Here is a 13,188-nt window from a genome sequence, read left to right as displayed (position 1 = left end):
CCGCCCGGACAACCGAAGGAGCACATCCCCGTGACCGAACGCATCGTCCTCGCCTACTCGGGCGGACTCGACACCTCCGTCGCCATCGGCTGGATCGCCGAAGCCACCGGAGCCGAGGTGATCGCCGTGGCGGTCGACGTCGGACAGGGCGGCGAGTCCCTCGAGACCATCCGCCAGCGCGCGCTCGGCTGCGGCGCCGTCGAGGCCTACGTGGCGGACGCCCGCGACGAGTTCGCGACCGAGTACTGCATGCCCGCGCTCAAGGCGAACGCCCTGTACATGGACGCGTATCCGCTGGTCTCCGCGGTGTCTCGTCCGGTCATCGTCAAGCACCTCGTGGCAGCCGCGCGGAAGTTCGGCGCCACCACCGTCTCCCACGGCTGCACCGGCAAGGGCAACGACCAGGTGCGCTTCGAGGTCGGCATCCAGACCCTCGGTCCGGACCTGAAGTGCATCGCCCCCGTACGGGACCTCGCACTCACCCGCGACAAGGCCATCGCCTTCGCCGAGGAGAAGGGCCTGCCCATCGAGACCACCAAGAAGAACCCCTTCTCGATCGACCAGAACGTCTGGGGCCGCGCCGTCGAGACCGGTTTCCTCGAGGACATCTGGAACGGCCCCACGAAGGACGTCTACGACTACACCGAGTCGCCCGAGTTCCCGCCCGCCGCGGACGAGGTCGTCATTTCCTTCAAGGAGGGCATCCCGGTGGCGATCGACGGCAACACCGTCACCCCGCTGCAGGCCATCGAGGAACTCAACCGCCGTGCGGGCGCCCAGGGCGTGGGGCGCATCGACATCGTCGAGGACCGCCTGGTCGGCATCAAGAGCCGCGAGATCTACGAGGCCCCCGGCGCCATGGCGCTCATCGCGGCCCACCGCGAACTGGAGAACGTCACCATGGAGCGCGAGCAGGCCCGCTTCAAGAAGACCGTGGGCCAGCGCTGGACCGAGCTGGTCTACGACGGCCAGTGGTTCTCGCCGCTGACGCGCTCGCTGAACGCGTTCATCGACGACACCCAGAAGTACGTGACGGGAGACATCCGCATGGACCTGCACGGTGGCCGCGCCACCGTGACGGGGCGCCGCTCCGACGTCGGCCTGTACGACTTCAACCTGGCCACCTACGACTCGGGGGACACCTTCGACCAGTCGATGGCCCGCGGCTTCATCGAACTCTTCGGGATGTCGTCCAAGGTGGCGTCGCGCCGGGACCAGCAGGCAGGCGCCTGATGGCGCCAGCGCACGACGGCGGGACCGCCGGACCTCTGGGGCACCGGGCGGAGCCACGAGCGCCGGGGTCCCCGGCCGAGCGAAGCGGGCGTGCGGGGCGTTCGGGGACGAACGAGGGTTCGCTCTGGGGCGGCCGGTTCGCCGGCGGTCCAGCCGACGCCCTCGCCGCGCTGAGCAAGTCGACGCACTTCGACTGGCGCCTGGCCACGTACGACATCGAGGGCTCCCGCGCCCATGCCCGCGTGCTGCACCATGCCGGACTGCTCGACGACGTGGAGCTCGCCGGGATGCTCGATGCCCTCGACCGGCTCGACGCCGACGTCCGCTCGGGCGCCTACGTCCCGGCGGAGAGCGACGAGGACGTGCACGGCTCCCTGGAGCGCGGCCTGATCGAGCGTGCCGGTCCGGCGCTCGGTGGAAAGCTGCGTGCGGGGCGCTCGCGGAACGACCAGGTGGCGACGCTCGGCCGGATGTACCTGCGCGACCATGCACGGATCATCGCGCGGGGCGTGCTCGCGACCATCACGGCGCTCGTCGACCAGGCGGAGGCGAACCTCGAGGCGTCCATGCCCGGACGCACCCACCTCCAGCACGCCCAGCCCGTCCTGCTCAGCCACCACCTGCTGGCCCACGCGTGGGCGCTGCTGCGCGACGTGCAGCGGCTCGCCGACTGGGACCGCCGCGCCGGTGTCTCGCCCTACGGGTCCGGGGCCCTCGCGGGATCCTCGCTGGGGCTCGACCCCGAAGCCGTGGCCGCCGACCTCGGGTTCTTCTCCGCCACCCACAACTCGATCGACGGCACCGCGTCGCGCGACGTCTACGCGGAATTCGCGTGGGTGTCGGCGATGATCGGCGTCGACCTGTCGCGGGTGAGCGAGGAGATCATCATCTGGGCCACGAAGGAGTTCTCCTTCGTCACGCTCGACGACGCCTTCTCCACGGGGTCGTCGATCATGCCGCAGAAGAAGAACCCCGACGTCGCCGAACTGGCGCGCGGCAAGGCCGGACGCCTCATCGGGGACCTCACGGGTCTCCTGGCCACACTGAAGGGCATGCCCCTCGCCTACAACCGGGACCTGCAGGAGGACAAGGAGCCGGTGTTCGACGCCATCGACACCCTCGAGGTCCTGCTGCCCGCCGTCTCCGGGATGATCGCGACGCTCGTGTTCAACACCGAGCGCATGGCCTCCCTCGCACCGCAGGGGTTCGCGCTGGCGACGGACATCGCCGAGTGGCTGGTCCGCCAGGGGGTGCCGTTCCGCGAGGCGCACGAACTGTCCGGTGCGGCGGTGCGCGTGGCCGAGCAGCGCGGCGTCGAACTGTGGGATCTGACGGACGAGGAGTTCGCGGGGATCTCGGACCACCTCACCTCTGCGGTCCGCGAGGTGCTGACCGTCGAGGGATCGCTGGCCAGCCGCGACGCCCAGGGCGGAACCGCGCCGGCCGCGGTCCGGCGCCAGCTGACGGCGCTGAAGGCCGAGCTCGAGGACGTGCAGCCCTACGCTGCCGGGTGACAGCCCGGTTCCGGTGTGTGCCCCGCGGGGGACACACCGGGACCGGCCATCCCTCTGACCCGCGTCCTCCTACGCCCGTCGCGAAGTGCTTTGACTCGCCCGGCCGTCCGGCGCACTGTGTGGCTATGAACACCACCACCCAGCGCGCCACCCTCCGGGAGTTCTTCCCCTACCTGCGGGGCCACGTCCGTGTCCTCGTCCTGGTCGCCGTCGTCTCCCTCGTCTCGACCGGCCTCTCGATCGCCCAGCCGCTGATGGTGCAGCAGCTCGTGAATGCCGTCTCGGCGAGCGAGCCGGCCACGGTGTTCGTCTGGTTCCTCGTGGCCATCACGCTGGGCGGAGCGGTCTTCGGAGCGGCACAGTCCTACCTGCTGCAGCGGACCGCGGAGTCGGTGGTGCTGGGTGTGCGGCGCTCGCTCGTCGGGCAGCTCCTGGCACTGCCCATCCGGGAATTCGACCGGCGGCGCGTCGGCGACCTCATCTCCCGCGTCGGATCCGACACCACGCTGATGCGCAGCGTCATCACGTCCGGTCTCTTCGAGATCGTGTCCTCGATCCTCATGTTCTGCGCCGCCGTGGTCCTGATGGTGCTCATCGATCCGCTGCTCTTCGGTATCACCCTGACCGCCGTGCTGTTCGGCGCCGGCGGCGTCCTGTTCCTCGGGCGCCTGATCCGCACGCGCAGCCGCGCGGTGCAGGACGCCGTCGGCTCGATGACCGCCGCCGTCGAGCGCGGACTGTCCGGCATCCGCACCATCAAGGCCTCGGTCGCCGAGGAGCGCGAGGCCGCGGTCATCGACGTCGAGGCGACGAAGGCCTTCCGCGCCGGCATCGCCATGGCCCGCCTGCAGGCCGCCGTGCAGCCCATCATGTCCATCTGCATCCAGGGCGCCTTCATCGTGGTCCTCGCGGTCGGCGGCATCCGGGTTGCCGCGGGAGAGCTGCTGCTCGGGGACCTCATCGCCTTCATCCTGTACCTGTTCCTGCTCGTCATGCCCATCGGTTCGGCCATGGGCGCCTTCGTGCAGATCCAGTCGGGACTCGCGGCGCTCGACCGCATCCAGGAGATCGCCCGGCTCGAGCCCGAGCGTGCGGATGAGCAGTACCTGACCCAGGATTCAGCTGTCGGCGGTTCTGCTGCTGTCGGTTCTGCTGTCGTCGGGTCCACCGGTGCGCGGGCCGGTGGCACCATCGAGCTGCGCGACGTCAGCTTCCGCTATGCGGCGACCGAGGACGACGCCGCCGGCCCCTCCGCGAGCGGCAGTGCCGGCGGTGCGCCCGGTGCGGCGACGACCGGCGGCGCCGATCGGAGCGAGCTGCACGACGACGCCCAGCTCGTCCTCGACGGCGTGAGCTTCACGGTCCCTGCCGGGAGCCGGACCGCCCTCGTGGGCCCCTCGGGCGCCGGCAAGTCCACCGTGCTCGCCCTGCTCGAGCGGTTCTACGAGCCGGACGGTGGAGGCATCAGCCTCGACGGCGTCCCCATCCGCGACCTCGAGCGCTCCGAGCTGCGGGCGCGCATCGGCCTCGTGGAGCAGGAAGCTCCCGTACTCAGCGGCACGCTGGCGGACAACCTGCGTCTCGCAGCCCCGGACGCACCGGACACCGAGCTGCGCCGGGTGCTCGCCGCCGTCGGACTGGATGCGCTCGGTGACCGGTCCGAGGACGGGCTCGACCTGAACCTCGGCGAGGACGGCATCAGGCTGTCCGGCGGCCAGCGCCAGCGTCTCGCCTGGGCACGGACGATCCTGGCGGATCGGCCCGTCCTCCTGATGGACGAGCCGACGTCGGCCGTGGACTCGCGGACGGAGCAGCTGCTGCAGCAGACGCTGGGGGAGGCCTCACGGGACCGCACGGTCGTCGTCGTCGCGCACCGCCTGTCCACGGTCGCGGATTTCGACCAGATCGTCGTGCTGGACCAGGGGCGGGTCTCCGCGGTGGGCACCCACGAGGAGCTGCTGGCGACGAGCGAGCTGTACCGGGACATGGCGGCCCGGCAGCGCCTCGTCGCCCACGCCTGACAGTGACGCCTGACGCCTGACGCCCACGCCCGACGGTGACGCCTGACGGAATCGCTCAGGACCCGAGCCCGGGCCCACGGCCCGACGCCGTAGCCCACGCGCCGGTGCCCCCACGCGGCGAGGCCCGCCGGGCACACCGGCTCGCCGGAGCCTTCGCGGCGTGGCGGTGATCAGGGGAGCGGAAGCCGTCCCGCCTCGCGGTCGAGCAGCCGCTGCTTCACGGCGAGGCCCCACCGGAATCCACCGAGGGTGCCATCCGTCCGGATGACGCGGTGGCAGGGGACGAAGAGGGCCGCCGCGTTCTTCGCGCAGGCGCCCGCGGCGGCGCGGATGGCTGCCGCGTTGCCGGCGCGCTCGGCGTACTGCAGGTAGGTCACGGGCGCGCCCGGTTCCACCGTCCGCAGCACGTCCCAGGCGTGCACGCGGAACGGACCGGAGGCCTGACGCACCCGCACGGAGGTGATCGCTGCGAAGTCGCCGTCGTAGTACCGTGCCACCGCCTCGAGGATCGGGGCCGGCGCCGAGGCGGCCGGATCGAAGGCGGTGGCCCTGATCGTGGGATGGATCTGGCCCACGAGGTCCCCCGCGGTGTCCGTCCACCCCGAGGAGAGCACCGCGCCCTCGGCCTCTATGACGGTGAAGGCGCCGTCGGGGGTGTCGATGGTGGTCGTCGTCGTTCCCTGCAGCCGGAGGATGCCGGACGTCGGCGTCGGCGTCGGAGTGGGGGTTGTGCCCGTCGCGGTGGGTGCTGCAGGGGAGAGGGTGCTCATGGGAAGATCGTCCGTTCGGTGGGTGCCAACAGGGTACGTGGTGCAGCTGATGAGGTGCGGGGTGCCGTCGCTGCCCGGCCACGAGGTTCGGCAGCGACACGCCAGAGGTGGAGCGTCGCGTAGGAACGCCAGGGCCTGATCCCCAGCATCGCCGCCTCGAGGGGCGTGTCCGATCCCGCGGATGCCGCGTGCGACGCGAGGACCCGCGACCAGCCCGTGCGGACGGCGGCGTCGTCGGGCAGATGGACGTCCGGGTCGCCCAGCACACGCATCCCGACGTAGTCCGCCGTCCAGGGCCCCACGCCGTCGAGTGCCAGGAGGTCCCTGCGGAGGTCTGCCGGATCGGAGCCGACGCCGAAGGACAGTGCTCCTGTCGCGAGCTCCACGACCGCGGCCCGCAGGGCGTCGTTCCGGCGGCGTGGTCCCCGCAGCAGGGGTCCGAGGCGGTCCGCAAGGTCCTGGGCGGAGGGGAAGTACCGTGTCAGGGTCGTTCCCGGCGCGTGCACGGGCCGACCCGCCTCCGCGAGGCGCCCCAGGGCCGTCGTCGCTGCAGCGACCGTGACCTGCTGACCCGCAATCGCCCGGACCAGCGTCTCGTGGGGAGCCAGGGAGCCGGGCAGGCGCAGTCCCGGCGCCGCTGCGGCGAGGGGAGCGAAGGATCGGCTCCGTGCCAGCGCCGTGTCGATCGCCACAGGATCGGCGTCGAGGTCGAAAAGCCGCCGGATGCGCGCCAGGAGGGCGGGAAGGTCACCGAGACCGGTCACCGAGACCGTCACGGGGAGCAGGGCCCGGCCGTCCGTGCGGCGCTCGACCCGTGCGGCACGGAACCAGGCCGGTCCGGTGGGGAGCCTCAGGAGCCGCTCGTAGGTGGATCCCGTCCCGAGCTCGACGCCGACCACGGCCCGCGCGGCGAGGAAGCGGAAGATGCCGTCGTCGTACGGCAGGCGGACCGGCAGTGCGAGGGACAGCCGGACCGGACCCCGGCCCGGCCCGTGTGGAGGCGGCACCTCGACCGGGAGTCCACGCGCGGCGTCGCGGAGTTGCCGGGGGGTGAGGTCGAAGACCTGCTGCACGGTGTCGTTGAACTGGCGGATGCTGCCGAAACCGGAGGCGAAGGCGACGTCGGCGAAACGGAGCGCGGACGAGGTGAGGAGCGTTCGGGCTGTCTGGGCGCGGTGTGCCCGGGCGAGGGCGAGGGCTCCGGCCCCGAGCTCCGCCGTCAGGATCCGGTTGAGATGCCGTGTGGAGTAGCCGAGGTGGGCCGCCAGGCCGGATACGCCGGTGCGGTCCACTTCCCCGTCCATGATCAGGCGCATGGCACGGGCCGCTGCGTCGTTCCGCAGGTTCCATCCCGGATCGCCGGGAACCGCTTCGGGGAGGCATCGCTTGCAGGCGCGGTACCCGGCGTCGTGGGCAGCCGCCGAGGTGCGGTAGAACGTCACGTTCGCGGGCTTCGGCGTCCGGGCGGGACAGGACGGACGGCAGTAGATGCCCGTGCTCGAGACCGCAGTGACGAACTGCCCGTCGAAGCGCGCATCGCGGGCATCGATCGCCCGGTACTGCTGCCAGAAGTCCATACCCGCCATCCTGACAGTCGTCACGGTCTGGAACTAGCGGGATTCGGACATGGCGGCGGCGTTCGGGATGCGGGGACTTTGCTACGGTCGATGCGTGATCGAGGAGAGCGGCACCGGCCCGGCGACGCGGGCGGAACTTGCCCGCAGTGCGCTGGACGTCGCACCCAGGCTCCTGGGCTCCCGCCTCACCCACCAGTCGGAGGAGGGCGCCGTCACCGTCCGGATCACCGAGGTGGAGGCGTACCTGGGGGACGCCGATCCCGGTTCGCATGCCTTCCGCGGGATGACCGCCCGGAACGCGACCATGTTCGGACCTGCCGGACACCTCTATGTGTACTTCACCTACGGAATGCACTACTGCGCCAACATCGTGTGCGGCACGGAGGGCTGGGCCACCGGACTCCTGCTGCGCGGGGGCGAGATCGAGGAGGGTATCGACCTCGCCCGCGAACGGCGATCCCGCCCCGCGTCGGATCTCGACCTCGCACGCGGGCCGGCACGCCTCGCCCAGGCCCTGGGACTGGACCGCCGGTTCGACGGCGCCGACGCGCTCGCGGAGCCGTTCAGCCTGGACCTGTCGCAGGAGCGTGCGGACAGGTTCGAGCGCGGCCCACGCGTCGGTGTCAGCGGCGTCGCGGGGACCGAGGAGTATCCCTGGCGATTCTGGCTGCCGGACGAGCCGACGGTCTCCCGGTACCGCCCGGGCAAGCCGCGCAGCCCGTAAGGTTGATCCGTGACGATCAGCGGAGCCGGGACCGGCGGAACCAGTGCACCCGGACCGGCAGCGGACCCCGGCAGCACGCACCTCCTGGACCGTGCGGTGGCGGCCATCGACCGCCTCACCGTCGTCGTCCCCGACTTCCCGTCTCCGGGCATCCTGTTCCGCGACCTCACTCCCGTGTTCGCGGACGCGGCGGGCTTCCGCGAAGTCGTCGATGCGATCGCCGCGTCCTTCGCCGGGACCTTCGACGCCGTCGCCGGGGTCGAGGCGCGCGGTTTCCTGCTGGCGGCCGCCGTCGGGTACGCGACGGGGACCGGCGTCGTCACCATCCGGAAGGCGGGCAAGCTGCCGCGAGCGGTGCACCGGGAGTCCTACGACCTCGAATACGGCCAGGCAGCGTTGGAGATCCACCAATCGGATCTTCCTGCAGGGTCCCGCGTGCTCGTGCTCGACGACGTCCTCGCCACGGGCGGAACGCTCGTCGCGGCGTGCACGTTGCTCGACAGGGCGGGAGCAACCGTCGTCGGCTGCGGAGTGGTCCTCGAACTCGGCGGCCTCGGCGGGCGCGAGAAGCTCGCCGGACGGACCGTTCACGCACTGGAGATCGTGGCGCCCGCCCCGCGCTAGACTTGACGGTCCGCCTGTGTGATGGAAGGAAGTTCCCGATGCCCGAGACGCCCCAGGCGAGAGTCGAACTCGACGCGGAGCGCGACTACGTCGATGGCCTGTACCGCCGGCTCGATCATCTCCGGGCGGAGAAGGCCCAGCAGCTCGCCGACGTGCGGCGCACCCAGGCGGCCGGCTCCCACCAGAACCGCTCGGAGCGCGACGCCTTCGCCACCATGTACGAGGACCGTCTCGCCCAGCTGAGCGCTGTCGACGACCGCCTCGTGTTCGGCCGCCTGGACCTCGACAGCGGGGACAAGCGCTACATCGGCCGCATCGGCCTGTCCGACGACGACCTCCGGCAGCTCATGGTCGACTGGCGTGCACCCGAAGCGGGGACGTTCTACCAGGCCACGGCCTTCGAGCGGATGGGCGTCCGGCGTCGTCGGCACCTCATCCTCTCGCGGCGCGACGTCGTCGCGATCGAGGACGACGTCCTGGATGCGGACCTCCTCGGCGACGACGACTCGCTGCAGGGGGAGGGAGCCCTGCTCGCCGCCCTGAATTCTCGCCGCACAGGCCAGATGTCGGACATCGTGGGCACCATCCAGGCGGAGCAGGACCGCATCATCCGCGCCCCCCTGCCGGGCGTGACCGTGGTGCAGGGCGGGCCGGGTACCGGCAAGACCGCCGTCGCGCTCCACCGTGCCGCCTATCTCCTCTACACGCACCGCGAGCGGCTGAAGTCCGCCGGCGTCCTGCTGGTCGGACCCACCGACGCCTTCATGAAGTACATCGAGCGGGTCCTTCCGTCCCTCGGTGAGACCGGGGTCGTGATGGCCGGCATCGGCACCCTCATGCCGGGTGTCCACACCGTCCAGGAGACGAGCGAGGAGGCAGCAGCCATCAAGGGCCGCCTCGACATGGCCGCGGTGATCCGCAGCGCCGTCGCGAACCGCGAGCGGGTGCCCGCCGAGAACAAGCGCCTCAACGTCGAGGGGACCATGCTGACCCTCACCCCCCGGCAGGTGGGCCGTGCGCGTGAGCGTGCCCGTGCGACCGGGAAGCCGCACAACGAGGGCCGCGTGACCTTCGTGAAGATCCTGCTCCGGGAGCTCACCGAGCAGCTGCTGGACAAGCTCGAGGAGTCCTCGGGCGGCGGCAACAACGCGGACCGCTCCTACCTCGCGGAGGATGTCCGCAGTTCCAGGGATGTCCGGATCGCCCTGAACCTCGCGTGGATGCCGCTCACGCCGCAGAAGCTCGTGTCGGAACTCTTCGCGCGGCCGGAACTGCTGCGCGCCGCGGCGCCCGGGTTGACCGACGCCGAGCGGGCCGCCCTGGCGAGGCCCGTCGATGCTCCCTGGACCGAGGCAGACGTCCCGCTGCTCGACGAGGCCGCCGAACTGCTGGGGGATCTCGATGCCTCCGCCGGCCGCGACACCGCCGCCCGGGAGCAGGAGCAGAAGCGCGACCTCGCCAACGCCGAGCGTGCCCTCGAGAACGTCAACGCCTCCCTCGAGGACTCCGGCGTGGACGGGGTCCTGACGGCGGAGGACCTCGCGCAGCACAACGCGGTGTCCGCGACGCGCCTGTCCGCCGCCGATCGCGCCTCCACCGACCGCACCTGGGCGTACGGGCACATCGTCGTCGACGAGGCACAGGAGCTGTCCCCGATGCAGTGGCGCCTGCTCATGCGACGCTGCCCGCTGAAGTCCTTCACGATCGTCGGTGACATCGCCCAGACCAGCTCCGCCGCCGGTTCGCGCTCCTGGCAGCAGGCGCTCGAACCGTTCGTCGGGGAGCGGTGGCAGCTGGAGGAGCTGACGGTCAACTACCGGACCCCCTCCCAGATCGCCGAAGCCGCCGTGCGGATGGCCAACGCCGCCGGACTGGTGGTCTCGGCGCCGAAGGCCGTGCGTGAGGGCAGGTTCCCCCCGGTGCTCGACACGGTTCCCGAGGTGCTGCCCGCACTGGTGCGGGCCATGCCCGAGGAGCTCGCGGCGATCGACGGCGGCCTCCTGGCGGTCATCGCCCCCGAGGCCCTGGTACCCGACGTCCGCGCTGCGCTCGCTCCCTGCTACGCGGATCGTGTAGGGACCGGCGCGGGTGGGCCCGGCCAGGACATCGTGGTCATCAGTCCCCGCGAATCGAAGGGCCTGGAGTTCGACGGCGTGGTCATCCTCGAGCCGCAGGAGATGCTCGACTCCGCCGGCGCGAGGGTGGGGGACCTGTACGTCGCGATGACGAGGCCCACGCAGCGCCTGCGCGTCATCTCCTCCGGCCGAATTCCCGCTGGTATGGCCGACTGATAATTTGGTGGGGTGTCCCAGCAAACAGACTCCCCGGTCAGTGGCCTCGCAGGCCAGCGCAACGATCCGTCCTTCGACGGCGTGTACGACGAGCTCGCCTGGCGGGGCCTGATCCATGTCTCCACGGACGAAGGCGAACTGAGGGAGCTGCTGGCCGGTCCGCCCATCACGTTCTACTGCGGGTTCGATCCCACGGCGCCCAGCCTGCACCTGGGCAACCTCGTCCAGTTACTCACGATGCGCCGTCTGCAGCTGGCGGGGCACCGTCCCCTGGGCCTGGTCGGGGGATCCACCGGCCTCGTCGGTGACCCCCGGCCGACGGCGGAACGGACGATGAACACCAAGGAGACCGTCTCCGAGTGGGTCGGCTACCTCCAGGGGCAGGTGCAGCGCTTCCTCGACTTCGAGGGTGACAACGCCGCGCGGATGGTCAACAACCTCGACTGGACCGGGCCGATGTCCGTCATCGATTTCCTCCGCGACGTCGGGAAGTACTTCCGCGTCGGCACCATGATCAAGAAGGAGACGGTCGCCAAGCGACTGAACTCCGACGAGGGCATCAGCTACAGCGAGTTCAGCTACCAGATCCTGCAGGGCATGGACTACCTCCAGCTCTTCCGCGACTACGACTGCGTGCTGCAGACGGGTGGATCGGACCAGTGGGGGAATCTGACGAGCGGCACCGAGCTGGTCCGTAAGGTCGAGGGGAGAGGCGTACACGCGATCGGCACGCCACTGATCACGAACTCGGACGGCACCAAGTTCGGGAAGAGCGAGGGGAACGCCATCTGGCTGGATCCCACGATGACCAGCCCGTACGCCATGTTCCAGTTCTGGCTGAATACCTCCGACGCCGATGTCGCGGAGCGGATCAGGATCTTCACGTTCCGCTCGCGTGCCGAGATCGAGGAGCTGGAGCGCGCGACGGCGGAGCGGCCGCATGCCCGGGAGGCGCAGCGGGCGCTGGCCTACGATGTCACGTCGCTGGTGCACGGCGTCGAGGCCACCGACAAGGTCATCGCGGCCTCGGCAGCCCTGTTCGGTCAGGGCGACCTCGCGTCGCTGGACCTCCCCACCCTGCAGGCCGCGACAGCAGAGCTCGAGTCGGTCACGGTCGGACGCGACGGCCTCGGCATCATCGAACTCCTCGTCGCCTCCGGGCTGTCGGCCAGCAATTCCGCTGCGCGCCGCACGGTCGCGGAGGGCGGCGCGTACGTCAACAACCAGAAGATCTCGGATGTGGATCATGTGGTGGGGGAGGAGCACCTACTCCACGGGCGCTACCTGCTCCTGCGCCGGGGCAAGCGCAACCTGGCGATGGTCGACGCGGGCTGACGCCCCACCGGCCAGGATGATCGGGCCGCGTCCGGCCGGACCCGCCGCACGTGGCACCGGCCGGCGGCGACGAGTAGGGCCGGCACCTCCCCGTGGGGAAGGTGCCGGCCTTCTTCGTCCGTGACGCCCGCCTTGTCCTTGCACTGTCCGCCGTCGTGTCGTCGGGCTTGTCGTCGGGTAGGTCGGGCTCGTCCGGTCGTCGGACTCGTCTGGTTCGTCGGGTTCGTCTGGTTCGTCGGGTTCGTCCGTTCGTCAGGCTTGCCGGGTTCGTCGTGCTTGTCACGGCTGCGCTGTGTGGGCCGTACTGCCCGTCGTTGCAGCACGGCGCTTTCGCGACCCTGCTCCGGCGACTTAGCTCGATGCCCACCTCCCCTTGCAGAGTAGATACTGGCTCCGACGAGGTCGCTCGGTGCTTGCGTGCTTGCGTGCTTGCGTGCTTCGGCACCGGCGGCCGGCGCGAGCTGCGGCGAGTCAGCTCCGTGCCCACCTATCCCGACCGAGACTGCCCAGATCCGTGCCCGCCCGACGTGGCACTGCGCGGGCCGATGCGAGTCAGCTCGGTGCCCGCGTATCCCGACCGAGACTGCCCAGATCCGTGCCCGCCTGACGTGGCTCTGCGCGGGCCGATGCGGGCGAGGACGAGTCGGCTCCGCGCCAACCAGCACGTGCTCCGGTGGGACTGTGCGGTCTGCTGAAGCAGTCCGCACAGGGTCGGCCCGGTTGCCCTGCACCGGGTGGTTGATTCGGGGCCTGGGGTTTGGGGGTGTGGGTGGATTTGGTGGTGGGGGTGGGGTGGTCGTATAGTTATGGAGTTGCCCCGGTGTGGGTGACGACCCCCCTTACAGAGTTGAAGTTGTTCCGGCGTGTGCTGTGCATGGCGTTGGGATGGGCTTCTTGTTTGTTGTCGGTTGTGTGGGTTTGTTCTGGTTGTGGTGCTGGTTCCTGGAGTGTTCTGGGGGTTGGTGGCGGGATCGGGGATGGATTTGCAGGATCGGGTTGGTGTGGGTAAGCTTGAAAAGTTGCTTCGGAGCGATAATGCAGCGGTTTGGTTGTGTTTGGTGCCGGTAGCTCCTGTTGTTTGAGAACTCAATAGTGTGCC

The 13,188-nt window shown here is 70.5% G+C and carries 9 protein-coding genes; 7 read left to right on the top strand and 2 right to left on the bottom strand.

The genetic code is table 11. From position 1 onward, the window contains the following. The first annotated feature begins 30 nt into the window (after window positions 1-30). From ASF21_RS13695 to ASF21_RS13685, 3 genes are all read left to right on the top strand, one after another. On the top strand, window positions 31-1,233 hold the full coding sequence (locus ASF21_RS13695) for an argininosuccinate synthase (RefSeq protein ID WP_055772407.1): 1,203 nt from the start codon (window positions 31-33) through the stop codon (window positions 1,231-1,233). Continuing rightward, window positions 1,233-2,747: an argininosuccinate lyase gene (argH, locus tag ASF21_RS13690; RefSeq protein ID WP_082471580.1), complete on the top strand. Its 1,515-nt coding sequence runs from the start codon at window positions 1,233-1,235 to the stop codon at window positions 2,745-2,747. The genes ASF21_RS13695 and argH overlap by 1 nt, the downstream gene beginning before the upstream one ends. A 125-nt stretch (window positions 2,748-2,872) precedes the next feature. Then, entirely contained in the window at window positions 2,873-4,768 is a 1,896-nt protein-coding gene (locus ASF21_RS13685; RefSeq protein WP_055772403.1) for an ABC transporter ATP-binding protein, read from the top strand. 170 nt (window positions 4,769-4,938) lie between these two features. On the opposite strand, the gene ASF21_RS13680 is transcribed toward ASF21_RS13685, so the two are convergent. Both ASF21_RS13680 and ASF21_RS13675 read right to left on the bottom strand, forming a co-directional pair. After that, a complete protein-coding gene (locus ASF21_RS13680; protein WP_082471579.1) occupies window positions 4,939-5,538 on the bottom strand; it encodes a methylated-DNA--[protein]-cysteine S-methyltransferase in 600 nt (199 codons plus the stop codon). Beyond that, window positions 5,535-7,115 carry an Ada metal-binding domain-containing protein gene (locus ASF21_RS13675; protein ID WP_055772400.1) on the bottom strand — a complete coding sequence of 527 codons (1,581 nt, stop codon included), beginning with the start codon at window positions 7,113-7,115 and terminating at the stop codon, window positions 5,535-5,537. The genes ASF21_RS13680 and ASF21_RS13675 overlap by 4 nt, the downstream gene beginning before the upstream one ends. A gap of 97 nt (window positions 7,116-7,212) precedes the next feature. On the opposite strand from ASF21_RS13675, the gene ASF21_RS13670 reads away from it, so the two are divergent. The 4 genes from ASF21_RS13670 (at window position 7,213) to tyrS (ending at window position 12,089) form a co-directional block, all read left to right on the top strand. Further along, window positions 7,213-7,839 (top strand): DNA-3-methyladenine glycosylase, encoded by a 627-nt coding sequence (locus ASF21_RS13670; protein ID WP_055772773.1) that lies wholly within the window; start codon window positions 7,213-7,215, stop codon window positions 7,837-7,839. An 84-nt stretch (window positions 7,840-7,923) separates the two neighbouring features. Then, window positions 7,924-8,463, top strand: a complete 540-nt coding sequence (locus ASF21_RS13665; protein ID WP_055772771.1) for an adenine phosphoribosyltransferase — start codon at window positions 7,924-7,926, stop codon at window positions 8,461-8,463. A gap of 38 nt (window positions 8,464-8,501) precedes the next feature. Further along, window positions 8,502-10,754: a HelD family protein gene (locus ASF21_RS13660; protein WP_055772397.1), complete on the top strand. Its 2,253-nt coding sequence runs from the start codon at window positions 8,502-8,504 to the stop codon at window positions 10,752-10,754. A gap of 12 nt (window positions 10,755-10,766) precedes the next feature. Further along, window positions 10,767-12,089 carry a tyrosine--tRNA ligase gene (gene tyrS, locus ASF21_RS13655; protein ID WP_055772394.1) on the top strand — a complete coding sequence of 441 codons (1,323 nt, stop codon included), beginning with the start codon at window positions 10,767-10,769 and terminating at the stop codon, window positions 12,087-12,089. Window positions 12,090-13,188 lie beyond the last annotated feature (1,099 nt).

Source organism: Arthrobacter sp. Leaf234, from assembly GCF_001422665.1.
Lineage (GTDB): Bacteria > Actinomycetota > Actinomycetes > Actinomycetales > Micrococcaceae > Arthrobacter_D.
Note: the sequence above shows the minus strand (reverse complement) of the source record. Positions and strands in the feature narration are given on the sequence as shown.